Raw genomic sequence first — 25563 nt, 5'->3', positions numbered from 1 at the left:
GCCTACAGGTCCAGTTCTGCCCGAAGCTCATCGGCACTGTTGATGACGACAGCGCCGGGCGGTCCTTCCATCGGCCTTTCCGGCCAGAAGATCGTCTTCATTCCCGCCGCCAGCCCAGCCATGGCGCCGGGCCAACTGTCGTCGACGGCAACGGCGTGCGCGGGCTCGACGTCGGCCAGATAGGCGGCACGCAGGAACGGTTCGGGATGCGGCTTGCCTTCGCGCACGTCGTTACGGCTGATCGTCTTCATGCCGGGATAGGTCAGCCCGACCATGCGCAGGTTGGCGTCGACGATCATCCGGTCCGAATTCGAGACCACGGCCTGCGCCACGCCCCTTTCGCGTAGCTCGTTGAAGACCTCGATCGCGCCGGGGCGCGGCTTCAAACTCTCGACCAGCGGCAGATAGTGCTCGTATTTGCGCACGATCCAGTCGTCGAACGGCAGATCCAGGCCGAACTCGTCGCGCATCATCTCGTAGACCGGCCAGGCGGCAACGCCCAGCACGCGCTCATGCAGATCATCAGGCGGTACGAGGCCGACATTGCGCATCGCGGCCACCAGGGCTGCCTCGTGCAGCGGTTCGCTGTCGACCAGCGTGCCGTCCATATCCCAGAAAACCGCTTTCGGTGTCATGCAGCGCTCCTTTTTGCGATCCCTTAAAGGGTTTGCGCCGGCAGATAAACCTTCGGGACCGAAGAACCTGCCGCCTGTCGGGACTGCAACCGCGCTTCTTTACCTGACACCGACATCGTGGAAGAAGGAAATTTGGCCCGCTTGCGTCGGCGGATGCAAGCAATTGCCCTGGAGATTGACAATTGCGCAGCGGGCCGTTCCCTGCGAAAGTGGGCGTGGGCCGCTCTCATGACCGGCGGTCTCGGGAGGCAAGACGTGAGTACCCGGCAGGATGGTGGCAGCAACAGGCTGGACGACGCGGCGCGCGCCGGCTGGCTTTATTATGTTGCCGGCAACACACAGGACCAGATTGCCGCCACGCTCGGCATCTCGCGGCAGACGGCGCAGCGGCTGGTGTCGCTGGCCGTGTCCGAGGGTCTGATCAAGGTTCGCGTCGACCATCCGATCGCCAATTGCCTTGATCTGGCGGCGCGGCTGAGATCGCGCTTCGCGCTCGACCTGGTCGAGGTGGTGCCGAGCGATCCGAATTCGTCTTCCACGACTATCGGCATCGCCGAGGCGGCTGCCACCGAGATCGAGCGGCGGCTGCGGTCACCGACCCCTATCGTCATGGCGATCGGCACCGGGCGCACGCTGAAGGCGGCGATCGAGCAATTGCCGCCGATGGAATGTCCGCAACACAAGGTGGTGTCGTTGACCGGCAACATCTCGCCGGACGGCTCGGCCGCCTTCTACAACGTCATCTTCACCATGGCCGACAGGGTGAAGGCGCGGTCCTTCCCGATGCCGCTGCCGGTCATCGCCTCTTCGCCGGAGGAGCGCGAGATGCTGCTCAGCCAACCGATGATCCAGCCGACGCTGGCGCTTGCCGCGGAGGCCGACGTCACCTTCATCGGCATCGGCGATCTCGGCCCCAAGGCGCCGCTCTACGAGGACGGCTTCATTTCGGAAAGCGAGTTGAAGGCGCTGCAGAAGGCCGGCGGCATCGCCGAGATCGTCGGCTGGGTGTTCGACCGCGAAGGCCGCATGATCGAGGGCATCACCAACGACCGGGTGTCGTCGGCTTCGCTGCCGTCGCGCGAAAAATCGCTGGTCATCGCATTGGCGATGGGCGAACGAAAACTGCCGGGCATCCTGGCGGCGGCCAACCGGCGGCTGATCAACGGCCTCATCACCGATGAGCGGACCGCCGCCGCCCTGCTGGCCAGCATTTGATCTGGAACTCGTGGATTTGCGATAAGCTCAACCAGGCTGATAAAACCAGCCGGGCTATCTGTGCCGCCCGAAAGGGTCGTTGCCATCGAGGAAACCGAGGTCGCGCTGCAAATGTGGCGACAGGTCCCTGATGTCGAGAGGTGCCTTCTTTTTTATCGCGAACCAGCCAAATCCGTCCGTGAGCCACGAAATCCAGCGATGATCCGGGGTTGGAGTGCATTTTTGGTGCGCCATGGTCATGATCGTCAACCTCCGCTATCCTGAACCCGAATGACGGGTTGATCGGGAATGTCGGTGTTGCCGGCCGCCTTTGCCAATCGAACCTCGATCATGACCCATAAGGAGGCCTTATGCCGGACCTCAGCTCGCGACAGGTTTCGCAACTCCCGCCGCTGCAGGCGATCAGGGTGTTCGACGCGGTGGCGCGGCACCTTTCCTTCACCAAGGCCGCCAGCGAACTCGCCATGACGCAGGCGGCGGTCAGCTATCAGATCAAGGTGCTGGAGGAACGCGTCGGCGCGCCGCTGTTCCTGCGCCGACCGCGGCAGATCGTGTTGACCGAGGCCGGGCAGCGCCTGGCGCCCGCTGTCGGCGAGGCCTTTGCCATTCTCGGCCAGGCCTATGCCGCGGCGCGTGGCGGGGCCGACGGGTTGCTGTGCGTCACCACCGTGCTGACCTTTGCGTCGAACTGGCTGGCGCACCGGCTGGGATCGTTCCAGATCGCGCATCCCGCACTTGCCGTCCGGCTCGAGACGTCAAGCCGCCTGACGGACTTTGCCCGCGAGGATACCGATATCGCCATCCGCTCGGGCGGCGGCAAATGGCCGGGCCTGGAAGCGCACAAGCTGCTCGATGCCGATTTCACGCCGATGCTGAGCCCAAAGCTCGCGGCAAGCATCGGCGGCGTCAACGAGCCGGCCGACCTCTTGCGGCTGCCGATCCTCGATCCTGGCGACATCTGGTGGACGGAATGGTTCTCGGCTGCCGGAGTGCATTCGCACGATCTTGCCAAACGACCCGGCAGCAGCATGGGCGCCCAGGCCTATGAGGCCAATGCGGCAATCGCCGGTCACGGCGTCGCGATCCTGACCAGGGCCCTGTTCAAGGCGGAACTCGCCGACGGCCGTCTGATCCAACCTTTCGATCTGGTCGGCGATGACGGCCACGCCTATTGGCTGGTCTATCCCCAGGCGCGCCGCAACGTGCCGAAGATCCGCGCCTTCCGCGACTGGCTGCTGGCCGAGATCGCCTGCTGACGGCAAGCCGTCCGGCACCGCACCAAGTCCCGCAAACCCTTCCGCTATCGTCACCCGATGTCCCGGCGACGGGCGAGGCTCACGCTGGCAATTTCCACACGTTCCCGGTCCGAGGCGTCACCGAGTGCTGCGCTGCAGCATCGAATCCGGCTTGACATAATTCACGCCAAGTGAGTAATTGCCCAAAGCCAAGGCAAATGCTCATCTTGGTTCAAGGGAGGAATTTGATGAAACTTCGCACGCTCACCCTGGGTCTGTTGTCGGCCAGCGCTCTTGCGTTCGCCGCACACGCCGAATCCATCACCATCGCCACCGTCAACAATGGCGACATGGTCCGCATGCAAAAGCTGACGGAAGACTTCACCAAGGCGAACCCCGACATCCAGCTCAACTGGGTTACGCTTGAAGAGAACGTGCTGCGCGAACGCGTCACCACCGACATCGCCACCAAGGGTGGCCAGTATGACGTGATGACCATCGGCACCTATGAAGTTCCGATCTGGGCCAAACAGAGCTGGCTCCTGCCGCTCGACAAGCTCGGCGACGACTACGATGCCAAGGACATCATCCCGGCCATCGCCGGCGGCCTTTCGGTCGATGGCAAGCTCTATGCCGCGCCCTTCTACGGCGAAAGCTCGTTCGTCATGTACCGCAAGGACCTGATGGACAAGGCCGGGCTGAAGATGCCCGATGCGCCGACCTGGGACTTCATCAAGCAGGCCGCCGACAAGATGACCGACCGCGCCAATGGCGTGAACGGTGTGTGCCTGCGCGGCAAGGCCGGCTGGGGCGAGAACATGGCCTTCCTGACCGCCATGTCGAACTCCTTCGGCGCTCGCTGGTTCGACGAGAACTGGAAGCCGCAGTTCGATCAGCCGGAATGGAAGAACACGCTGCAGTTCTATGTCGACCTGATGAAGGCCGACGGCCCCGAGGGCGCGTCCTCCAACGGTTTCAACGAAAACCTGGCGCTGTTCCAGCAGGGGAAATGCGGCATGTGGATCGACGCCACCGTCGCCGCGTCCTTCGTTTCGGATCCGAAGAACTCGACCGTCGCCGACAAGGTCGGCTATGCCTTGGCGCCCGACAATGGCCTTGGCAAGCGCGGCAACTGGCTGTGGGCATGGTCACTGGCCATTCCCGCCGGCACGCTGAAGGCTGATGCCGCCGAGAAGTTCGTCGCCTGGGCGACCAGCAAGCACTATGCCGAACTCGTCGCATCGAAGGAAGGCTGGGCCAACGTTCCTCCGGGCACGCGCACTTCGCTCTATGCCAATCCCGAGTACCAGAAGGCGGCTCCGTTCGCCAAGATGACGCTGGACTCCATCAATGCAGCCGACCCGACGCATCCGACCGTCAAGCCGGTGCCCTATGTCGGCGTCCAGTTTGTCGCCATCCCTGAGTTCCAGGGCCTTGGCACCACCGTCGGCCAGCTCTTCTCGGCGGCACTTGCCGGCCAGTCGAGCGTCGACGATGCCCTGAAGCAGGCCCAGGACGCTGCCACCGCGGCAATGACCGAAGGCGGATACATCAAGTAAGGCTCCTCCCGGCGCCGAATGCCGGTCGCCTCCTTGACCGGCAACGGCCGCCCGAGTTCCCAGTTCGGGCGGCCGCCTTTAACGCCTTTTGAAAATTCAGTCTGACCAGTGAAGGGTGACCGTCATGGCTACTCAGCAGACCCGTTCGCTTGCCCGTTTCATGATGGCGCCATCCGTGGTGCTGCTGTTCGTCTGGATGATTGTACCGCTGGTCATCACCATCTGGTTCTCCTTCCAGCAGTACAATCCGCTCAATCCGATCCGCGACGGCTTCGTCGGCTTCTCGAACTACGCGCTGTTCTATTCCAACCCGGCCTTCCTGCAATCGATCCTCAACACGCTCACCCTGGTGGTCAGCGTGCTTCTGATCACGGTGATCGGCGGCATCCTTCTGGCGCTTCTGATCGACCAGCCGATGTGGGGACAAGGCATAGTCCGCATCCTCGTCATTTCGCCGTTCTTCGTCATGCCGCCGGTGGCCGCATTGGTCTGGAAGAACATGATCATGCACCCGCAATATGGAGTGTTCGCCGATATAGCGCGCTTCTTCGGGGCCCAGCCGATCGACTGGTTCGGGCAGCATCCGATGCTGGCGATCATCATCATCGTCGCCTGGCAATGGCTGCCCTTCGCCACACTGATCCTGTTGACCGCGCTGCAGTCGCTCGACGGCGAGCAGAAGGAAGCCGCCGAAATGGACGGCGCCGGCTTCATCAGCCGCTTCATCTATCTGACGCTGCCGCACATGTCGCGCGCCATCACGGTCGTCATCCTGATCCAGACGATCTTCCTTTTGTCGGTCTATGCCGAGATCCTCGTCACCACCAATGGCGGCCCGGGATACGCCTCCACCAACCTGCCCTTCCTCGTCTACCAGAAGGCGTTGCTGGAGTTCAAAATCGGCCAGGCATCCGCTGGCGGTGTGATCGCCGTCATTCTCGCCAACATCGTTGCCTTCTTCGCCATGCGCGCCGTCGGCAAGAACCTGGACAAGTAAGGGAGGATACGATGGCACGCTCAGTCACCACCCGGCACAAGACGATCGCGACAGTTGCCGCCTGGATCGTCGCCCTGCTGATCTTCTTCCCGATCCTCTATACGATCATCACCTCGTTCAAGTCGGAGCAGGAAGCCATCCAGGGTTTCAGCATCATCCCGTCGGGGACGTTTGAGAGCTATTCCGAGGTCCAGGCGCAGAGCGGCTACTTCAAGTTCTTCTTCAACTCGGTGCTGCTCTCGGTCGGCTCGACCATCCTGGCCCTGCTCGTCGCCATACCGGCGGCATGGTCGATGGCCTTCTCGCCGACCAAGCGAACCAAGGACATATTGATGTGGATGCTGTCCACCAAGATGATGCCGGCGGTCGCCGTGCTGTTCCCCATCTACCTGATCTTCCGCGACACAGGACTGCTCGACAGCCGCATCGGCCTGATGATCATGCTGATGCTGATCAACCTGCCGATCGTGGTGTGGATGCTCTACACCTACTTCCGCGAAATCCCGGGCGAGATCCTGGAAGCGGCGCGCATGGACGGCGCATCGCTGTGGAACGAGATCGTCTATGTGCTGACGCCGATGGCGGTGCCGGGCATCGCCTCGACGATGCTGCTCAACATCATCCTGGCCTGGAACGAGGCGTTCTGGACGATCCGGCTGACGACCACGGAAGCAGCACCCTTGACCGCCTTCATCAGCTCGTTCTCCAGCCCGCAAGGCCTGTTCTGGGCCAAGCTTTCGGCTGCCTCGACACTGGCCATCGCGCCGATCCTGATCATGGGCTGGTTCAGCCAGAAGCAGCTGGTGCGTGGCCTGACATTCGGTGCGGTGAAGTAACGGAATTTGCCCGAAGCAATCGGCGAAAAGAACCCCTCGGGGAGGAAACCATGGGAAACATCACGCTCAAGAACGTCTCCAAATCCTTCGGAGCGACGTCCATCATCCCCGGTCTCGACCTGGTGATCGAGAATGGCGAGTTCGTCGTCTTCGTCGGGCCGTCGGGTTGCGGCAAGTCAACGCTGCTGCGGCTGATCGCCGGCCTCGAGGACACCAGCGGCGGTTCCATCAACATCGACGGCCGCGACGTCACCGGCGAGGCACCGGCCAAGCGCAAGCTGGCCATGGTGTTCCAGTCCTACGCGCTCTATCCGCATATGACGGTGGCCAAGAACATCGGCTTCCCGCTGAAGATGGCCGGCGAAGACAAGGCGACCATCGACAGGAAGGTGGGAGACGCAGCGCGCGTGCTCAACCTGACCAACTATCTCGAACGCCGGCCCGGCCAGCTTTCCGGCGGCCAGCGCCAGCGCGTTGCCATCGGCCGTGCCATTGTGCGCCAGCCGACCGCCTTCCTGTTCGATGAACCGCTATCCAACCTCGACGCAGCACTTCGCGGCACGATGAGGCTGGAGATCAGCGAGCTGCATCATCAGCTCAAGACGACCATGATCTATGTCACCCACGATCAGGTCGAAGCCATGACCATGGCCGACAAGATCGTCGTGCTGAACGCCGGCAACATCGAGCAGGTCGGCTCGCCGATGGAACTCTACAAGACGCCGAAGAACCTGTTCGTCGCCGGCTTCATCGGCTCGCCGAAGATGAACCTGATCGAAGGCGCGCCGGCTGCCAAATACAGCGCCAAGACGATCGGCATCCGCCCCGAGCATCTCGAAATCTCGACCACGGCGGGCGAATGGAAAGCCACCGTCGGCGTCGCCGAACACCTCGGCTCCGACACCTTCCTGCATGTCCAGGCCGATGGCGTCGGTCCGTTGACGGTGCGCGCTGACGGCGAACTCGCGGTCCATCATGGCGACACCATCTATCTGACGCCCGACAAGGCCAAGCTGCATCGCTTCGGTGCCGACGGAAAGGCAATCTGAGCATGCGACTGGCTGGCAAATCCGCGCTGATCACGGGTTCGGCCCGAGGCATCGGCAGAGCTTTCGCCGAGGCTTATGCCGGAGAAGGCGCCACCGTCGCCATCGCCGACATCAATCTCGAGGCGGCGCAGAAGACGGCCGCCGAGATCGGTGGCAAGGCCTATGCGGTCAAGCTCGACGTCACCGACCTCGCCTCGATCGAGGCAGCGGTGAAAGCGGTGGAGACGAAGACCGGTGGCCTCGATATCCTGATCAACAACGCCGCTCTGTTCGATCTGGCACCGATCGTCGAGATCACCAAGGCAAGCTACGACAAATTGTTTTCCGTCAATGTCGCCGGCACGCTGTTCATGCTGCAGGCGGCGGCCCGCTCAATGATCGCGCGCGGCAAGGGCGGCAGGATCATCAACATGGCGAGCCAGGCCGGTCGGCGCGGCGAGCCACTGGTTGGTGTCTATTGCGCCACCAAGGCCGCCGTCATCTCGCTGACCCAGTCGGCGGGGCTCGATCTGATCAAGCATCGCATCAACGTCAACGGTATCGCGCCCGGAGTCGTCGACAGCGACATGTGGGATCAAGTCGACGCGCTGTTCGCCAAATATGAGAACCGACCGAAGGGCGAGAAGAAGCGACTGGTTGGCGAGGCGGTGCCCTATGGCCGTATGGGCAAGCCGGAGGATCTCGCCGGCATGGCGGTTTTTCTCGCCAGCAGCGACGCCGAATACATCGTCGCCCAGACCTACAATGTCGATGGCGGCCAGTGGATGAGTTGAGGGCGGGGAACGGCCTCTGCTCCTCGTCCCTCCGCGGGGAGCAGAGGTCGACATCAGAGGCCTTATCGACCTCAAGAAGTGCCACCCCTTAGCCTCTCCGCGCAAAGACGGGGAGAGGGCGTAACGAAGGCCGAAGCCCGGCCAAAGGGTAAAACAGATGACCGTGAAACTCTCGTCCTCAAACCTCTCCAGGCTACCCACTGAGGTCGCAGGTCCGAAGTATGACCGCTCGACGCTCAAGGCCGGGATCGTGCATTTCGGAGTCGGCAATTTCCATCGCTCGCACCAGGCCGTCTATCTCGACGATTTGTTCAATGCGGGCATCGGCCACGACTGGGCGCTGGTGGGCGCCGGCGTGTTCGAGGGTGAGACGATCGGCCGCGCCAAGCTGGAAGAGCAGGACTGGCTGACCACCGTGGTCGAGCAGGACAGCGGCCATATGAGCGCCCGCGTGACCGGCGCCATGATTGACTTCCTGATGCCGGGCGACGCGGCCGGCATCATCGAACGGCTTGCCGACCCGGCGATCAAGATCGTTTCGTTGACCATCACCGAAGGCGGTTATTTCATCGACCCGGCCTCCGGCGTGTTCAATCCGACCCATCCCGACATCGTCGCCGACGCCCAACCGGGCGCCACACCGAAGACCGTGTTCGGCATCATCCTTGCCGGGCTCGTGCGCCGTCGTGACGAGGGCACCGTGCCGTTCACGGTGATGTCGTGCGACAACATCCCTCACAATGGCCATGTCACCTCCGACGGCGTCATTGGGCTGGCGCGTCTGATCGACGAGGATCTGGCAAACTGGGTCAGCGAGCATGTCGCCTTTCCGAACGGCATGGTCGACCGCATCACGCCGGCCACCACCGACCGCGAACGCGGCATCCTGGCCAAGGATTTTGGCCTCGAGGACAATTGGCCGGTGTTCTGCGAGCCGTTCCGGCAATGGGTGCTGGAAGACCATTTCACCGATGGCCGTCCGCCACTGGAAAAGGTCGGGGTGCAGTTCGTCAAGGACGTTGCCCCCTACGAACTGATGAAGATCCGTATCCTCAATGGCGGCCATGCAGCAATCGCCTATCCGGCCGGCCTGATGGACATCCATTTCGTCCACGAGGCGATGCAGGAGCCGTTGGTGAGCGGCTTTCTGGCCAAGCTCGAACAAGACGAGATCATTCCGACTGTGCCGCCGGTGCCGGACACGGTTCTGGAAGACTATTACCAGCTCATCGAGAGCCGCTTTTCCAACCCTAAGATCGGCGACACGGTGCGCCGGCTCTGCCTCGACGGTTCCAACCGCCAGCCGAAGTTCATCATTCCGACCATCGCCGATCGCCTGAAAGCCGGAAAGGGCGTCGCCGGCCTGGCGCTGGAATCGGCGCTCTGGTGCCGCTACTGCTTCGGCACGACGGACAGCGGCGCCGTCATCGAGCCCAACGACCCGAGCTGGGACCGGTTGCAGGTAACGGCAGAAGCGGCAAAGGATGCGCCGGCCGCCTGGCTTGCCATGGAGGACATCTATGGCGATGTCGGCCGAGCGACGGCGTTCGTCGAGGCCTTCGCCCATACGCTCGACGTGCTGTGGACGAACGGCACGCGCGCCACGCTGACGCGCTACCTCGCCGGCAAGCTCTGAGAGCCATTCTCCGCCATGACGCCTGAACTGGTCATCTTCGACTGCGATGGCGTGCTGGTCGACAGCGAGGCAATCTCCGTCTCGGCGCTGCTCGGCATGATCATGCTGGCCGGCGGCAGCGTCAGTGAGGACGCCGCCTACGAGCATTTCCTCGGCAAGAGCATGAAAAGCGTGCGCGAGATCCTCGGCCGCGACTTCGGGCTTGATATCACCGACAGCCATCTGACCGACATGCGGGTCGAGCTGATGCGCAGGTTTCGCGAAGAGCTGAAGCCAATCCCAGGCGTCAAGGAGATGCTGCCAAGGCTTGGGCTGCCGTTCTGCGTCGCGTCCTCGGGCACGCTCGACCGCATCCGTTATGCGCTCGAGGTCACCGGATTGCTTGGGCTAATGGAGCCGCATCTGTTCAGCGCCGCCATGGTGCCGCGCGGCAAGCCGGCGCCCGATCTGTTCCTGCATGCCGCCGCCAGCATGCGAGCCCATCCGCGCAAATGCCTCGTCGTCGAGGACAGCCCGGCCGGCATCACGGCTGCGCGAGCCGCGGGCATGCGCGTGCTAGCCTTCACCGGCGGCTCGCATGCCGGCAACCCGACCTTGAAAGCGCGGCTTGCGTCGAGTGAACCGGACTTTATATTCGCCGACATGCTGCAATTGCCTGATCTGATTGCAAGCCTGGGAGCGAGAGTTAGAGCATCTTGACGAAACAGTTCGTTTGCGCGGTCGATGTCGGCACCGGGAGCGCTCGCGCGGGCATTCTCGACACCAGTGGCACCTTGCTCGGTCGCGCCGAGCGGCCGATCGTCATGAACCAGCCGAAGCCCGATCACGCCGAGCATGATTCGCGCGATATCTGGTCGGCTGTCTGCGCCGCCGTGCGCACTGCCCGCGAAAAGGCCGGCGTCGCAGCCGAGGATGTCGTCGGCATCTCCTTCGACGCCACCTGTTCGCTGGTGGTGCGCGACCGGCAAGGCGGCCAGCTCAGTATCTCGGTCACCGGCGACAGGCGCTGGGACACCATCGTCTGGCTCGACCATCGCGCCATTACCGAGGCTGATGAATGCACGGCAAGCGGCCACGCCGTGCTGAATTACATCGGCGGCGTCATGTCACCGGAAATGGTCACGCCGAAGCTCATGTGGTTGAAGCGCAACCTGCCCAAGATCTGGAATGAAGCCGGCTATCTATTTGACCTTACCGATTTCCTGACCTGGCAAGCGACAGGCTCGCTGGCTCGTTCGCAATGCACGCTGACCGCCAAATGGACCTATCTGGCGCATGAAGAGACCGGCTGGCGGCGTGACTTCTTCGATCTCGTCGGCCTCGACGATCTTTTCGCGCATGGCAATCTCCCCGAGAGGGCCAGCCCGGTTGGCGCCGATATCGGCCGCCTGACAGCGCAAGCGGCGATCGAGCTTGGGCTGAGCGAAAAATGCCGCGTCGGCGCCGGCGTTATCGATGCCTATGCCGGCGCGCTTGGCGTTCTCGGCGGCTTTGCCGGCGACGAGAAGGATATCGGCCGCCACCTGGCGCTGATCGCCGGCACGTCGAGCTGCGTCATGGCGATGTCGCCCGATCCGCAGCCTTTCGCGGGCGTCTGGGGCCCTTATTACGGCGCGGCGCTGCCGAAGCTATGGCTGTCGGAAGGCGGCCAGTCGGCAACCGGCGCCCTGCTCGACCACATCATCCGCTGGCACGGCGCCGGAGGCGAGCCGGATGCCGCCATGCATGCGAGGATCGCCAGGCGTGTCGCCGAACTGCGCGCTATCGAGGGTGAGAATCTTGCCGCAAGGCTGCATGTGCTGCCGGATTTCCACGGCAACCGTTCGCCGCTCGCCGATCCGCATGCCGTCGGCGTCGTCAGCGGGCTGACGCTGGACTCCTCCTTCGACAGCCTGTGCAAGCTCTATTGGCGCACCGCCGTCGGCATCGCCCTCGGCGTGCGCCATGTGCTGGAGGCGCTGAACGAGAATGGCTACCTGATCGACACGCTGCATGTCACCGGCGGCCACACCAAGAACCCGCTGTTGATGGAGCTCTACGCCGACGCCACCGGCTGCACGGTGATCGAGCCGCTGGCCGACGAGGCGGTGCTGCTCGGCACCGGCATGATTGCCGCCACCGCGGCCGGGCTGTTTCCCGACCTCAATGCAGCCTGCCTTGCCATGCAGCAAGGCGGCAGGACGCGCGCGTCGAACCCGAAGTCGACAGGGCGTTTCGACCGCGATTACAAGATCTTCCTCGAGATGCACCGCCAGCGACAGATGCTGGACGCGATAAAGTAGAGCTACTGCCTCAGCAAGGATACGCCCGACTTGGCATCGAACAGATGAAGGCTTTGTTCGTCGACCGCATAGCGGACATGGCTGTTGACGGCGGGGCATTCGCGCGTTGGCACCAGCGCGCTGATCTCCTTGCCGCCGGAACCGAAGATCACCAGCGCATCGTTGCCATGAAACTCGATGAGATCGGCCGTGCCCTCCAGAACGCTCTGGCCAGCATCGGTGCCAGCGGTCTTCAGATCCGGAGGCCTGATGCCAAGCACCGCCCGATCGACGTGTTGAAGATTGAAGCGCGAGCCGTCGATCGAAAAGACCGCGCCGGCGCTCGTCAGGGTCCAGCGGCTTTCCTTGCGCCCGACGGCCACGTCGATGAAATTCATGTTCGGCGTCCCGATGAACCCGGCGACGAACAGATTGCCCGGCCGCTCGTAGATTTCCGCCGGTGAGCCGATCTGCTCGATCCTGCCGTCGCGCAGCAGCACTATGCGATCGGCAAGCGTCATCGCCTCCAACTGGTCGTGAGTGACATAGACGGTGGTGGTCTTCAACGACTGGTGCAGCCGGGCGATCTCGATACGCATGTGATTGCGCAGCTTGGCATCCAGATTGGACAGCGGCTCGTCGAACAGGAACACCTTCGGCGTCTTGATCATGGCGCGGGCAATAGCCACGCGCTGCTGCTGGCCGCCGGACAGTTCCGCCGGCTTGCGGCCGAGATAGGGATCGAGCCCCAGCGTCTTCGAAACCGCCTCGACGCGTTTTTGTATCTCGGCCTTCGCCACCTTCTGCCGCTTCAGGCCGAAGGCAATGTTGTCGAAGATCGTCATATGCGGGTAGAGCGCGTAGTTCTGGAACACCATGGCAATGCCGCGGTCGCCCGGATCGAGGTCATTCACGACCTTGCCACCGATCGAGACCTCACCGCCGCTGATGTCTTCCAGCCCCGCCAGCATGCGCAACAAGGTCGACTTGCCGCACCCGGAAGGACCGAGAAAGACGACGAATTCATGTTCCTCGATGGCGAGGTTCAGGTCGCGGATGACGGTCGTGGCGCCATACGATTTTTCGACATTGGAGCAGGTAATCGCGGACATGATCAGTCAGCCCTTCTCGCTCGAAATCAGGATCTGCAGCTTGACATCTTCCGGCTTGCCCGAGGCCGCCCGCTCAAACGCCTTGATGCTGTCGTTGAAGGGATAGGTGCCGGTGATCAGCGGATTGAGGTCAACCTTGCCTGACGCGATCAGTTGCAGTGCGCGGTCGAAGATGTTGGCGTAGCGGAACACCGTCTCGATGCGCACTTCCTTCGATATGGCCGCCGGCACGTTGAGCGCCACCGGTTCGACCGGCAAGCCAACGAGGACCACCGCACCGCCGGGGCGTACGACATCGAACAGGTTGGCGAATGCCTTCGGGCTGCCGCTGGCCTCGAAGACGATATCGGCCCCCCAATTGTCGGTCGCCTCCGCCACCGCATCGACCAGCGACTGCTCGCCGATGTTGACCGGGACGATGCCCGGATAGCGCGCCGCAATTTCGAGCTTCGGCGCGGAGAAATCGGAGATCAGCACCTTCGAACAGCCGCCGGCAAGGGCTGCCAGCGCGATCATGATGCCGATCGGGCCGCAGCCGACGACGACCGCCACGTCGCCCGGAACGATGCGTGCGCGGGCCGCCGCCTGCATGCCGATGGCAAACGGTTCGACCATCGCCCCTTCGGCAAAGGAGACGTTGTCCGGCAGCCGGTAGGTGAACGCCGCCGGATGCACGGCTTGCGGCGCAAGAATGCCATGAACCGGCGGCGTCGCCCAGAAGCTCACGTCGGGGTCGACATTGTAGATGCCGAGTTTTGTTGCCCGCGACGACAGGTTCGGCACGCCCGGCTCCATGCAGACGCGATCCCCGACCTTCAGCGTCCTGACATTGGCGCCAATTTCGACGATCGTTCCGGACGCTTCGTGGCCAAGCACCATCGGCGCGCGCACGACGTAACTGCCGATGGCGCCATGGGTGTAATAGTGCACGTCGCTGCCGCAGACACCGACCGTGTGGATGGCGATCCTGACGTCGTCCGGCCCGACGTCGAGCGGCAACGCAATCTCGCGCAGGGCCAGCTCGCCCTTTTTCTCAAGAACCAAAGCCCGCATCGTGTCGTCCTCACCTCAAGTCTTTTTCTGCCGGAAAACGGAATTCAGGAAACCGCTGAGCACGCCGAGAAACAAAAGGGGTGGCAGCGACAAAAGCACGACCGAGGCGTTCAGGATGCCCCACGGCACGTTCATGCCTTGCTGGGACAGTTCCGAGGCGACGATCGGCAAGGTCTTGGCGTTGGAGCTGGACAGCATCAGCGCGATCAGGAACTCGTTCCAGACCAGCACGAAACTGAAGGCGACCGCACCGATCAGCGAGCGAGCGGCGACCGGCAGTGCGATCCGCCAGAACACCGAATAGGCGCCATAGCCATCGACGAAGGCGGCTTCCTCGACCTCCTTCGGCACGGCCTGGAAGGCGGGTATGGCCAGCCACATGATCACCGAGATGGTGAGCAGCGAATAGGTGACGATCAGCGCGGTGAGCGTGTCATAGAGCCCGAGCTGCAGCCAGATCACCATCAGCGGGATGGCCACCGCCACCGGCGGCAGGAAGCGCAGCGAGAGCACGAAGAACTGGATGTCGCCGGCCCAGCGGTTGGGATAGCGCGCCACCGCATAAGCGGCAGGCAGGCCAAGAACCACGCCGATCAGCACCGCGACGCCACAGGCGATCACCGAGTTGTAGAGGCCGGTCATGACGCTGTCACGGCCGATGATGTAGCTGATGTTGGCCAGCGTCGGCGTGAACACCACACGCGGAACGCGGGTGATGATGTCGACATTGTTCTTCAGCGAATTGAGCGCCGTCCACAGCAGCGGAAACACGGCCATGAAGCCGGCAAATGCCAGCACGGTCTTGCCGATCAGGCGGCCCAGTCTCATGCGATATGGTCTCATGCCTGCACCCGCTTCCACAGCATGGTGAAGGTGATGACGGTGGCGATCATCATCAGCACGGCCATCGCCGAGGCATAGGACACCTTGCCGGACTCGATGAAGCCTTGCGAGAACGCGTACATGTCGAGCGTTTCGGTCGCCACGCCCGGTCCGCCGCGGGTCATCACATAGATCAGGTCAAAGGAGCGCAGCGACTCGATCATCTTGACGAACATCAGGCTGATGAGCGGCGCCTTCAGCATCGGCAAGGTGACGTAGGCATGGATCTGCCAGCGCCTGGCGTGATCGAGCCGCGCTGCCTCGATCGGCTGCGGCGGCAAGGTCTCCAGCAGCTTCAACACGATGACGGCGAAGAACAGCCCCCATTGCCAGACATCGACAGACGCGACAGCAAACAATGCCGTCGCCGGCTTGGACAGCGGGTCGAAGATCAGCCCGCCGGTCAGCAGCCGATAGGGGTAGGTGGCGATGCCGTAGAGCGGATGGTAGGCGAACTTCCAGACAAAGGCCGCCGAGACGCGCGGCAGCAGAACCGGGATGATGAACAGCAGGCAGTAGATGTTGCGCAGGCGCGGCGACGCGACTTCGAACATCAACACGCCCAGTCCGATCGCCACGGCCATCGTCGCGACGACGGTGACGACCTCCCACTTCACCGACACCCAGACGGCATTGAGAAAGCGACGGTCGAAGAACAGGTCGACGAAATTCGAGAACCAGACATAGGAATAGGCAGTCGAGGAGAGCTCGCGGTTCTGCAGGGCGATGACGATCGCATAGAGCGTCGGCACCATCGACAGGATCAAGAGAATGACAAGCGTCGGCACGACGAAGGTGACCGGCAAGGATGAGCGTCGGGGCATCTGTCTATCCCTGGCTGCGTCTCGAGCGATTGAACATGGCTGGGCCTTTTGCGCGATGTCTGGCTCAAACAGCGGTGGTGAGAAAGGGAGGCCTGCGGCGTACAAGCCCCGGCATTCGCCCGAATGCCGCGGACCGCGCGCCGCAGGCGGAGGATGGCTTATTTCTTCATCAGCTCGTTGGCATACGCTTCAAGCTCGGTGAGGCCGCCCTTGATGTCGGTGCGGGTGCCGGTGACCAGTTCCTCGAGGATGATCCCCCAGCGGTCGCCAAGATCCGGCCAGCGCGGATCCTGCCAGAAATTGACCGCCGTGACCTTGCCTGTCTCGGCCAGCGCCTGACCGAGATCGGCGCCGTAGATGTCGGCAAATTCCTTGCTGGACAGGATGCTGGTGCGGTTCAGCTCGCCGAACTGGTGGGCGTCGAGCCGGCGCTTCTCGTTTTCCTTCGATGTCGCCCAGGCGATGAACAGGCCGGCGCATTTCTTCGAGGCATCGTCGGCATTGGCCTTTGCCGCGATGGCGAGGCCATGGCCGTAGCCACCACCGGTGAGCGGCGCCGGCGGCGGCAGGAAGCCGATCTTGCCGACCACCTGCGAGGTCTTCGGATCGACCGCCATGCCCGACAGCGGCGTCGATTCAACGAGGATGGCGACCTGGCCCGACAGGAACGCACCGGTCGATTCATCCCAGCTGCCGGTCTGCGTGCCAGGTGCCGAATCCTTGAACAGCTTCAGATAGGTTTCGGTCGCCTTGACTGCGGCGTCCGAGTTGAAGGCTGGCTTGTCGCCATCGAACCATTGGCCGCCATAGGCCTTGAAGAACGGCATCCAGCGCCAGACATTGGCGCCAGAACCGCGTGCGCCGCGCAGCGCGATGCCATATATGCCCTTGTCCGGATTGGTCAGCTTCGGCACGTCGGCGATCAGTTCGTCCAGTGTCTTCGGCGGCTGGATACCGGCCGCCTCCAGAATATCCTTGCGGTAGACCATCAGGTCGCCGCCGCCGGTCAGCGGCGCGAACCAGACCTTGCCGTCATAGGTGGCGACCTTCTGGCGGCCCGGGTCGAAATCGGCGTAGTCGTAGTCCGCCGGATAGTAGTCGGTGAGCGGCACGATCCATTTCGACGATGCAAACAGCGCCACGTTGGCTTCGTCGACATAGTAGACGTTGTAGTTGCCGACGGTGGACGCATCGGCGCGCGATTTCGCCCGGCGGTCATTCTCATTGAGATAATCGATCTGAAAGCTGGCGCCGCTCAACTTCTGGAACTCGTCCTTGGAGTCCTCCAGAAGCGTCAGGCCGTCGCGTGGCTGCGCCAGCACCTTGACCGGCGCCGAGCAGACCGGCGCCTGCGCCAAAGCGATGGTGGAAACGGTAGTGGAAAGCATAAAAGATGCGCCAAGGCAGGCAGCAAGCCGAACTGGTTTCATGATCTTTTCTCCTCCAGGAACATTTCGCAGAAAGCGGAAGTCCTCGGGTTGCGCGATCCTCACCATCGCCCGAGTGACATGCCACCCATCGCCAAGATGCGGTGTTGCAGCGGGTCACGCTAGAAGCCCCGTTGCAGCAGACCTGTACTTTTATGCATTGTGCAGCGCAAAAGCCGGCACTCGAATACAGCGCCTGTCACGTGAGTATCGATCACGCTTGAAACGGTGGTTTAGGACACGCTTATGCGCGCAATGTCAGCCGCTGCCGCGACAGCCGTCGATAGGACGATGGCGTCATCCGATGCTTGCGCATGAACGCTCGGTTGAAGTTCGAGATGTTCATGTAGCCGACCTGGAAACAGATGTCGGTGATCGGAATATCGGTGTCCGCCAGCAGCTTGCAGGCCTGCCAGAGCCTGAGCTTGGCAAGGTGGTCGCTGAAGCTGTTGCCGGTGTTCTTCTGGAAGAACCGCGAAAACGTGCTCTCCGTCATTCCGGCCAGTTCCGCCACTTCCGGCAGCTTCAGGTCCTCGGCGAAATGCTGGAACAGATAGGTCAGCGTGCGCTGGATGATGTCCAGCGAGGCGGCATCGAGAACCGGCGAGAAATCCGGGGACGACAACAATTCATATTCGTCGGTCCTGGCGAGAAGATCGACGAGGTTCAGGAACAGACAGAACCTGCTTAGCCCGCTAACCTCGCCCATCCGCTCCATCAGCTCGGCGCCTTCCCGTGCGGTCTGGCCGTGAAAGACCATCCCGCGCAGCGAGCGTTCGAGGAACGGTTCCAGTTCGCGCAATTCCGGCAACAGGCCCGCCGACCCCCGCAGCCGCTGCGCATCGAACTGCAGGACAATGTCGCGGCCTTCGATCAGCTCTCCCGGCTGCACCGCGGTCACCCAATCATGCGGCAGCCCGCCACCGACGATGGTCAGGTAGCCCGGTCCGAACTCGCCGATGTGATCGCCGACCAGAACCACGCCGGAGGATTTCCGCAGCAAATGGATCTCGTATTCCGGATGGAAGTTCCAGACATTGCGTTCCCAGGGGTAGTCGTCGAGCCGCCACAGGAAACTGTCGCTCGCTTCCGTGACGATGTGCTCGAAGGACGGCGCTGTCCGTGGGATCGCGGCTGGATTCTTCCTGCGCTTGAACTGCATCCTGCCTCCTGGAGAATCCGGGATCTGTCGTCGCACCTCGTCGTCCATGCAATCCGTAGCAGCCCATCGCCCGCATGTGAAATGGACCTCAGCGACGAGTATTGGTGGTCCGAGTGTTCCGGCTGGCTCAATCCGTTCCCGCCCGTCCTCTCTTGCCTTCATGTCGCGTTTCGTACAAAAGCTGGCGCAAACGCCGCGAAGCTGAAGGTTTTGCCGTTTGACATGCGGCTTCCGGCTCTTTGCCGACGTGCCGTACCTGGAAAGAGCGGAACAATGTCTGCGATCGAAGCCGGCGCTCGCGCGCCGGAAAATCTTTGGCGTCAGGAAATCAGGGCGACACTGGCGCTCGCCTGGCCGATGGTGCTGACCAACCTCGGCCAGACCGCGATGACAGCCACCGACGTCATGATGATGGGCCGTCTGGGGTCCGATACGCTGGCCAGCGGCGCGCTTGGCGCCAACCTCTATTTCATGCCGTTGATCTTCGGCCTCGGCCTGATGCTGGCGACATCGCCGATGATCGCCACCGAGCTCGGCCGCCGCCGCTATTCGGTGCGCGACCTGCGCCGCACCGTTCGCCAGGGCCTGTGGCTGTCGATCCTGATCTCGATCCCGATCTGGCTCGTGCTTTGGCACGGTGAGGCCATTCTGCTGGCCATGGGTCAGGATCCGGTGCTGGCCCATCAGGCCGGCATCTATCTGCGCTGGCTCGAATGGGCGGTGCTGCCCTTCTACGGCTATATCGTGCTGCGCTCGTTCATCTCGGCGCTGGAACGGCCGGGCTGGGCGCTGGTCATCGTCTTCGTCGCCGTCGCCTGCAACGTCTTCTTCAACTGGGTGTTCATGTTCGGCAATCTCGGCGTCGCCCCGATGGGCATTGCCGGGTCGGGCCTTGCCACCTCGCTGTCCAGCACACTGATGTTCGTCGGCATGGCCGTCGTGGTGATGCTGGAGAAGAAGTTCCGTCGCTACCGTCTGTTCGGGCGCTTCTGGCGCGCCGACTGGCCGCGCTTCAGGGGCCTGTTGCGGCTCGGCCTGCCGATTGCCGGCCTCCTCGCCTTCGAGGTCACGATCTTCAATGCGGCGGCCCTCCTGATGGGCCTGATCGACGCGGATTCGCTGGCCGCGCACGCGATCGCCATCCAGATCGCCTCGATCAGTTTCATGGTGCCGCTCGGCCTCAACCAGTCGGTGACGGTACGCGTCGGCCTTGCGCATGGTGCAGGCAATCCGCAAGGCGTTTCGCGCGCCGGCTGGACCGCCTTTGTCATCGGCGTCTCGTTCATGGGGCTGATGGGACTGGTGATGATCCTGTGGCCGCATCCGCTGATCAGCGCCTTCATCGACATGAGCAATCCGGCCAATGCCAGGGTGATCGCGCTTGCCGTGTCGTTCCTGGCCTTCGCCGCGCTGTTCCAGGTGTTCGACGGCGCGCAGGCGGTGGCCGCCGGCATGCTGCGCGGCCTGCACGACACCAAGGTGCCGATGATCTACGCCGCGATCGGCTATTGGGGCGTCGGCCTGCCGCTCGGCGTGCTGCTCGCCTTCCATTTCGGCCTGCATGGCGTCGGCATCTGGATCGGCCTGTCGTCGGGGCTGGCCGTGGTGGCGGCCTTGCTTCTGGCGCGCTGGCTGCGGCGGGATCGGTTGGCGCCGCCGTATGTGTTTGGGCATTGAAGGCAAAGCGGCCGCCGAAATCGGCGGCCGTTATGTCCCAACATTGTGACTGATTAGGCGGCGCCTGCAGACACGTTGGCTAAGCGCCGTAGGCCGACGCTTAGCACAGAGGCAATGAACGTCTCACAATAGGGCCGAGAGCGGAACTATGTTCCCTTCACGATTCTCGGTTTAGCCGGCCGGCGGGATTGGGCCTCGCTCTCGAGCGCCAAGGCCAACCGCTTCTCGTCTTCGATGGCGCGATCGACTGCCTCAATTTCCTCTTGGAGTGCCTTCAGCTCGGCTCCGTAGCTGGAGCCATCGCTTTCCCCGATCTGAAAGCCACTTGCCCGCATTGCGTCGCGAGTATGATGCACGTTCCGGACTCCTTCGCGTCGAGTCGCGACCAGGATTTCCCTAAACTCTCCAAGACGTTCAACGTGATTGCGAGTCATTGCGTGTTCTCCTATTTCGTCGTCATCGTCGCCGACGGCGATCCAGAACGGCTAAAACTTACGGCGCAGACTGCTTAAGTGATTACAGGAGATACTCTCGACAAAGCGTGAGTGCGGAAGCTCAAATTTGAACGTTTTGCAATAACGTCGAGCGCTCGGCAGGCGGAAATTGGCTTGGGAGCCGACCGATCACCGACGTCATCAAACCACCAAAGGGAGCGCTAACCGCAGGGACGGCTTGCCGTCACCGTCGATGTTCGGCAACACACCATGCCTTCGCCTCAGCGCACCGCCGCCCGCTTCTCCAGCCTCCGCGCATATTGCGTCAGCGGAAAACACATGACGAAGAAGATCAGCGCCACCAGCCCATAGACCTTGAACGGTTCGAAGGTCGCGTTGTTGATGGCGTTGGAGGTCCGCACCAGCTCTTCGAAGCCGATGATCGAGGTCAGCGCGGTCGACTTGATCAGTTGCACCAGGAAGCCGACGGTCGGCGCGCGGGTGATCGAAAAGGCCTGCGGCAGGATGATCAGCCGCAGTTCCTGCAGATAGTGCAGGCCGAGGCTGGCGCCGGCGTCCCATTGGCCCAATGGCAGCGCCGCGACGCCGGAGCGCCAGATTTCGGCGAGATAGGCGCTGGCGAAGAAGGTGAGGCCGAGCGCCGCCGCCGTCCACGGCTCGATGCGCAGGCCGAGCATCGGCAGGCCGAAGAACATCAGGAACAGCTGCATCAACAGCGGCGTCCCCTGGAACAGGGCGATATAGCCGGAGGCGACGCGCCGGCTCCATTTGTTTTTGGCGATCCTGAAGAACAACACGATCAGGCCGACGATGCCGCCGCCGATGAAGGCGGCCAGCGACAAAAGCACCGTCCAGCGGGCGGCGAGCAGAAGGTTGCGTACGATGTCCCAGAAGGTGAATTCGATCATGACACGCCAGCCCCCAGGACGCGGCGTCCGCCTGACACCAGCAGCCGGCGCAGCGCCATCGACAGGACGAGATAGACCATCGTCACGACAAAATAGGTCTCGAAGGAGCGGAAGGTGCGCGCCTGCAGCATGTCGGCCTCGTAAGTCAGCTCACGCACCGCGATCTGCGACACCACGGCGGACTCCAGCATCATGATGACGATCTGGCTGGTCAGCGCCGGAAAGATCACCTTGAGCGCCTGCGGCAGCACGATCTTGACGAACACCTGGCGTGGCCTCAGGCCCAGCGCCAGCGCTGCTTCCGTCTGTCCGCCGGGCACGGCGTCAAGCCCGGCGCCGACGATCTCGATGGTGTAGGCCGCCATGTTGAGCGTCATCGCCAGCATGGCGGCCAGCACCGGATCGAGCCTGATGCCGAGGCTGGGCAGCCCGAAGAAGATGAAGAACAGCTGCACCAGGAACGGCGTATTGCGGATGATTTCGACATACCAGGCGATTGCCCGCTTGAGGAGCACCGGGCCGTTTCGGCGTCCGGCGGCACCCAGGATGCTAAGGAACGTTCCCGCGAGCGTGGTCACGGCGATCAACAGGATCGTCGTGAGTGCTCCGCGCGCGATGTCGCCCAAGGCACCTGGAAGCCAGGCAAAGGCCACGGAAACTCAATCCTTGAGGTTGTCGGGGTTGAGCGGGGTCTTCAGCCAGGCCTTGGAGCTTTCGTCGAGCTTGCCGTCGGCCAGCATCTTGGCGACGGCATCGTTGACCGCCTTCTTGAGGGCGTCCTCATTCTTGTTGAGGCCGATATGCGAGGGCGAGGTCAGCAGCTGGAATTTCTGCTCCGGCTTCAGCGCGTCCTGCTTGGCCAACACCTGGGCGCCGACATCGTTGCCGACGACCATCAGCTGGGTCTGGCCGGAGATAAAGGCCTGGATCACCGAATTGTAGTTGTCGAAGCGCTTGATGTCGGCCGACGCGGGTGCCGCCTCGGTAAGCGAGGTGTCTTCGAGCGTGCCGCGGTTAACGGCGATCGACTTGTCGGCAAGGTCTTCCTTGCCCTTGACCGCCATCGCGGCCGGACCGATCACGGCGATGTAGTAAGGCGCGTAGGCGGCAGCGAAGTCGATGACCTGCTCACGTTCCTTCGAATAGCCGACGCTCATCAGGATATCGACGCGGTGGTCGTTGAGGTACGGGATGCGGTTCTGGCCGGTGACGGCGACGGGATTGAGCTTTACCTTGAGCGTGTCGGCAATGTATTGCGCGACGTCCATGTCGTAGCCCTTGAGGCTCATGTCGGCGCTGGCCGAGGAGAAGGGCGGGAAATCGGCGAAGACGCCGACATTGATGGCGCCGGCCTTGGTGATGTCCGCCAGCGCATCAGCGCTGGCGGCCTGGATCGCGAGGCCGAAACCGGCAGTGCCAAGCATCAGCACGGCAGCCATGGATGTAAATGTCTTGCGGATTGTCATTGTCATTCCCCTGTCTGGAAGCATTGTTTGTTTGATACGGCCGCCGGCTCCAGCGCGGCGGCCGCCTTCGCTTTCTGAACGTCAGGCTCCCTTGCCTGTTATCGCCGGGCTGAACACCATCAGGCTCAGTATCTCGAACAGCACCTGTGCGGCGGCATGCGCCGTGTTGGTGGTGGCGTCATATTGCGGCGCCACCTCGACGACGTCGCCGCCGACGATGTTGAGGCCCTTCAGGCCACGCAGCAGTTCGAGCACTTCGCGCGTCGTCAGCCCGCCGACTTCCGGCGTGCCGGTGCCGGGCGCGAAGGCCGGATCGACGCTGTCGATGTCGAAAGAGACATAGGTCGGGCCGTCGCCGACAATCTTGCGCGCCTTCTCGATGATGGCAGGAATGCCGAGGCCGGTGACCTCTTCGGCATGCACCACGGTCATGCCGGACTCGTAGGTGAATTCCCACAGATATTCGGCCGAGCCGCGGATGCCGATCTGGATCGTACGCGTCGGATCGAGCACGCCGTCGAGCACCGCGTTGCGGAATGGTCCGCCATGGTGGAACTTGGTCATGTCGAACAGGCCACTGGTGTCGCAATGGGCGTCGATGTGGATCAGCCCGACCGGCGCCTTCTTGCCGACGGCCTTCAGGATCGGATGGCTGATCGAATGGTCGCCGCCGATCGAAAGCGGGATGACGCCGGCATCGACGATCTGGTTGGTGCGGCGCTCGATGTCCTCATGGCTGATCTCCAGCCGGTAGCGGCTGCGGAACGGCGTGTCACCGATGTCGGCGACCCTGAGTTCATGCGTCGGCGCGCATTCCAGCACGTGATTGTAGGGACCGATGCGCTCGATGGCGCGCAGTGCCCTTGGCCCGAAGCGCGAGCCCGGCCGGTTGGTGACGCCTAGATCCATCGGTACGCCGATCATCGCCACCTGCAAATCGCCGAAATCCGGATTGTCGGCCGATATTTCGCGGTAGGGTGCGGCGAGGAAGGTCGGGATGCCGGAATAGGGCGCGAGCCGCGTGCCGGTCTTGGAGAAAATCTTGTCGGCGACCTTGCGGAACTTCGGGTCGAACATTTCGCCGCCATGGCTTTCACCATATTTGCGACGCAACGCATCGAGCTTGCCGCGATCGTAACCCATGCCGGTTCTCCCTGCTTGACTGGAGCAGTCCGGTCTTCGGCGACGCTTGGCTCGATCGTTTCGAACCCTGCCGTGGTTGCAACGGCTGCCTGTTGACCTGACGTCTTGATGCTGTTCCCGGGGCAAAGTGTCTGGCAGCGGCATTGAAAAATCAATTGATATTGTTAGGGTGTTTTCTGTGAGAAAATCTCACAATCAACTCTAGCACGATCTCATCCGAAAACCGGCCTCCACTTTTCGGGATCGTGCTTCAATGGATGCTCATGACCAACCGCCTGCCGCCCCTCAATCCGCTGCGCGCCTTCGAGGCAACGGCCCGCCATGGCTCGCTGACCAAAGCGGCGAGTGAACTGAATGTCACGCACGGCGCCATCAGCCACCAGATCAAGGCGCTCGAGCAGTCGCTCGGCGTCAAGCTGTTCGAGCGGGTCGGCCAGCGGGTCAAACTGACACCGCACGGCGCCGAGCTGCTGCCGGCGGTATCGACCGCCTTCGACGGCATCGCCGCCGCCACACAGCGCATGACAAGGCCGGCGAGCAGCGGCACACTTTCAGTCTCCTGCGTGCCGGCACTACTGTTGCTGTGGATGACACCACGGCTCGGCAGTTTCATGGCGCAATATCCGGATATCAGGCTGACGCTTGTCCCCTCCAACGATCCCAAGGATCTGCGGGCGCCGCATATCGACGTCTGCGTGCATTATGGCGACGGCAGCTGGGCCGATTGCTGGATGCGCAAATGGTCGGGCCTCGAACTGTTTCCCGTGGTCAGCCCGACATTGATCAACAACCGCCCGATCCGCAGCGTCAGGGACCTTGCCGACCATGTCTTCCTGCATGGCGACGACGGCCGCGAATGGCACACCTGGCTGGCGGCCGCCGATGCGCTGGACCTTGAGCGGGGCCGCCGCCATCACCTTGGCGATGCGCGCATGGCGACCGAGGCCGCGGTGCATGGCCATGGCGTGGCGCTGGGCGACTCGGTGACGGCAAGCGCGCTGCTGGCCAGGGGCATGCTGGTCGCGCCGTTCAGCCTGTCGGTGCCGGCGGTCGACGATTTCTATGTCGTCTGCCGCAACGAGATGAGAGCGACGCCGATCGTGCAGGTGTTCGTCGACTGGCTGTTTGCCGAGAAGGCCGGGGATGACGGCCGCGCCGACGCCCCGGTGGCGGGCCGCATCGTCAGCCGCCGCAAGCGTCCGGCGCTCAGGGTCATCGGCGCCAAAACCGGGAGCTGACACCAGCCTGCGGCTCGCGG

25 protein-coding genes are annotated in these 25563 nt (G+C 62.9%); 13 read left to right on the top strand and 12 right to left on the bottom strand.

The features are described 5' to 3' along the window. Nucleotides 1-2 precede the first annotated feature (2 nt). Nucleotides 3-635 carry an HAD family hydrolase gene (locus ASD99_RS00740; protein ID WP_057142429.1) on the bottom strand — a complete coding sequence of 211 codons (633 nt, stop codon included), beginning with the start codon at nucleotides 633-635 and terminating at the stop codon, nucleotides 3-5. Nucleotides 636-890: 255 nt separating this feature from the next. Between ASD99_RS00740 and ASD99_RS00735 the strand changes: the two genes are divergently transcribed. After that, nucleotides 891-1850, top strand: a complete 960-nt coding sequence (locus ASD99_RS00735; protein ID WP_057142664.1) for a sugar-binding transcriptional regulator — start codon at nucleotides 891-893, stop codon at nucleotides 1848-1850. Nucleotides 1851-1904: 54 nt separating this feature from the next. On the opposite strand, the gene ASD99_RS34480 is transcribed toward ASD99_RS00735, so the two are convergent. Further along, nucleotides 1905-2090, bottom strand: coding sequence for a hypothetical protein (locus ASD99_RS34480; protein ID WP_056592997.1), 186 nt, complete (start codon nucleotides 2088-2090; stop codon nucleotides 1905-1907). A 110-nt stretch (nucleotides 2091-2200) separates the two neighbouring features. On the opposite strand from ASD99_RS34480, the gene gcvA (ASD99_RS00725) reads away from it, so the two are divergent. The 9 genes from gcvA (ASD99_RS00725) to ASD99_RS00685 all read left to right on the top strand — a co-directional run bounded on the left by gcvA (ASD99_RS00725) (nucleotide 2201) and on the right by ASD99_RS00685 (nucleotide 12217). Then, nucleotides 2201-3106, top strand: a complete 906-nt coding sequence (gene gcvA, locus ASD99_RS00725; protein WP_057142428.1) for a transcriptional regulator GcvA — start codon at nucleotides 2201-2203, stop codon at nucleotides 3104-3106. 227 nt (nucleotides 3107-3333) lie between these two features. Next, the gene (locus ASD99_RS00720) at nucleotides 3334-4644 is read left to right on the top strand and encodes an ABC transporter substrate-binding protein (RefSeq protein ID WP_056592992.1); all 1311 of its coding nucleotides are present in this window, start codon (nucleotides 3334-3336) and stop codon (nucleotides 4642-4644) included. 124 nt (nucleotides 4645-4768) lie between these two features. Beyond that, nucleotides 4769-5641 (top strand): carbohydrate ABC transporter permease, encoded by an 873-nt coding sequence (locus ASD99_RS00715; RefSeq protein ID WP_013528414.1) that lies wholly within the window; start codon nucleotides 4769-4771, stop codon nucleotides 5639-5641. Nucleotides 5642-5652: 11 nt separating this feature from the next. Beyond that, nucleotides 5653-6477, top strand: a complete 825-nt coding sequence (locus ASD99_RS00710; RefSeq protein WP_056592990.1) for a carbohydrate ABC transporter permease — start codon at nucleotides 5653-5655, stop codon at nucleotides 6475-6477. A gap of 50 nt (nucleotides 6478-6527) precedes the next feature. Beyond that, a complete protein-coding gene (locus tag ASD99_RS00705; protein ID WP_056592988.1) occupies nucleotides 6528-7526 on the top strand; it encodes an ABC transporter ATP-binding protein in 999 nt (332 codons plus the stop codon). Nucleotides 7527-7528: 2 nt separating this feature from the next. Then, complete coding sequence (locus ASD99_RS00700; protein ID WP_056592986.1) at nucleotides 7529-8299, top strand: L-iditol 2-dehydrogenase; 771 nt, start codon at nucleotides 7529-7531, stop codon at nucleotides 8297-8299. A 157-nt stretch (nucleotides 8300-8456) separates the two neighbouring features. Beyond that, nucleotides 8457-9935, top strand: a complete 1479-nt coding sequence (locus tag ASD99_RS00695; RefSeq protein ID WP_057142427.1) for a mannitol dehydrogenase family protein — start codon at nucleotides 8457-8459, stop codon at nucleotides 9933-9935. A 15-nt stretch (nucleotides 9936-9950) separates the two neighbouring features. Continuing rightward, on the top strand, nucleotides 9951-10634 hold the full coding sequence (locus ASD99_RS00690) for an HAD family hydrolase (protein ID WP_057142426.1): 684 nt from the start codon (nucleotides 9951-9953) through the stop codon (nucleotides 10632-10634). Further along, nucleotides 10631-12217, top strand: coding sequence for an FGGY-family carbohydrate kinase (locus ASD99_RS00685; protein WP_057142425.1), 1587 nt, complete (start codon nucleotides 10631-10633; stop codon nucleotides 12215-12217). The genes ASD99_RS00690 and ASD99_RS00685 overlap by 4 nt, the downstream gene beginning before the upstream one ends. A gap of 2 nt (nucleotides 12218-12219) precedes the next feature. Here the strand turns inward: ASD99_RS00685 and ASD99_RS00680 are convergent, their stop codons facing one another. The 6 genes from ASD99_RS00680 to ASD99_RS00655 form a co-directional block, all read right to left on the bottom strand. Then, nucleotides 12220-13308, bottom strand: coding sequence for an ABC transporter ATP-binding protein (locus tag ASD99_RS00680; RefSeq protein WP_057142424.1), 1089 nt, complete (start codon nucleotides 13306-13308; stop codon nucleotides 12220-12222). A gap of 6 nt (nucleotides 13309-13314) precedes the next feature. Next, nucleotides 13315-14361, bottom strand: a complete 1047-nt coding sequence (locus ASD99_RS00675; protein ID WP_056592972.1) for an NAD(P)-dependent alcohol dehydrogenase — start codon at nucleotides 14359-14361, stop codon at nucleotides 13315-13317. A gap of 15 nt (nucleotides 14362-14376) precedes the next feature. Then, complete coding sequence (locus ASD99_RS00670) at nucleotides 14377-15189, bottom strand: carbohydrate ABC transporter permease (protein ID WP_056592969.1); 813 nt, start codon at nucleotides 15187-15189, stop codon at nucleotides 14377-14379. An 11-nt stretch (nucleotides 15190-15200) separates the two neighbouring features. Continuing rightward, nucleotides 15201-16067, bottom strand: coding sequence for a carbohydrate ABC transporter permease (locus ASD99_RS00665; RefSeq protein ID WP_027040055.1), 867 nt, complete (start codon nucleotides 16065-16067; stop codon nucleotides 15201-15203). A 158-nt stretch (nucleotides 16068-16225) separates the two neighbouring features. After that, entirely contained in the window at nucleotides 16226-17497 is a 1272-nt protein-coding gene (locus ASD99_RS00660; protein WP_057142423.1) for an ABC transporter substrate-binding protein, read from the bottom strand. Nucleotides 17498-17738: 241 nt separating this feature from the next. Further along, nucleotides 17739-18656 carry a helix-turn-helix domain-containing protein gene (locus tag ASD99_RS00655; RefSeq protein ID WP_056592963.1) on the bottom strand — a complete coding sequence of 306 codons (918 nt, stop codon included), beginning with the start codon at nucleotides 18654-18656 and terminating at the stop codon, nucleotides 17739-17741. 273 nt (nucleotides 18657-18929) lie between these two features. On the opposite strand from ASD99_RS00655, the gene ASD99_RS00650 reads away from it, so the two are divergent. Both ASD99_RS00650 and ASD99_RS34245 read left to right on the top strand, forming a co-directional pair. Next, on the top strand, nucleotides 18930-20333 hold the full coding sequence (locus ASD99_RS00650; protein WP_057142422.1) for an MATE family efflux transporter: 1404 nt from the start codon (nucleotides 18930-18932) through the stop codon (nucleotides 20331-20333). Between the two features lie 188 nt (nucleotides 20334-20521). Then, entirely contained in the window at nucleotides 20522-20845 is a 324-nt protein-coding gene (locus ASD99_RS34245; RefSeq protein ID WP_057142421.1) for a hypothetical protein, read from the top strand. 203 nt (nucleotides 20846-21048) lie between these two features. Here the strand turns inward: ASD99_RS34245 and ASD99_RS00640 are convergent, their stop codons facing one another. From ASD99_RS00640 to speB, 4 genes are all read right to left on the bottom strand, one after another. Further along, on the bottom strand, nucleotides 21049-21696 hold the full coding sequence (locus tag ASD99_RS00640; RefSeq protein ID WP_056592955.1) for an amino acid ABC transporter permease: 648 nt from the start codon (nucleotides 21694-21696) through the stop codon (nucleotides 21049-21051). After that, complete coding sequence (locus ASD99_RS00635) at nucleotides 21693-22349, bottom strand: amino acid ABC transporter permease (RefSeq protein WP_057142420.1); 657 nt, start codon at nucleotides 22347-22349, stop codon at nucleotides 21693-21695. Before ASD99_RS00635 ends, ASD99_RS00640 begins: the two co-directional genes overlap by 4 nt. Before the next feature lie 6 nt (nucleotides 22350-22355). Next, nucleotides 22356-23162 (bottom strand): transporter substrate-binding domain-containing protein, encoded by an 807-nt coding sequence (locus ASD99_RS00630; protein ID WP_056593437.1) that lies wholly within the window; start codon nucleotides 23160-23162, stop codon nucleotides 22356-22358. Between the two features lie 81 nt (nucleotides 23163-23243). Further along, entirely contained in the window at nucleotides 23244-24305 is a 1062-nt protein-coding gene (gene speB, locus ASD99_RS00625) for an agmatinase (RefSeq protein WP_056592949.1), read from the bottom strand. A gap of 263 nt (nucleotides 24306-24568) precedes the next feature. Here speB and gcvA (ASD99_RS00620) point away from each other — a divergent pair, with 263 nt between their 5' ends. Continuing rightward, the gene (gcvA, locus tag ASD99_RS00620) at nucleotides 24569-25543 is read left to right on the top strand and encodes a transcriptional regulator GcvA (RefSeq protein WP_057142663.1); all 975 of its coding nucleotides are present in this window, start codon (nucleotides 24569-24571) and stop codon (nucleotides 25541-25543) included. Nucleotides 25544-25563: the final 20 nt, after the last annotated feature.

The organism is Mesorhizobium sp. Root695, assembly GCF_001428185.1.
GTDB lineage: Bacteria > Pseudomonadota > Alphaproteobacteria > Rhizobiales > Rhizobiaceae > Mesorhizobium.
This window is presented reverse-complemented; position numbering and strand designations above follow the sequence as displayed.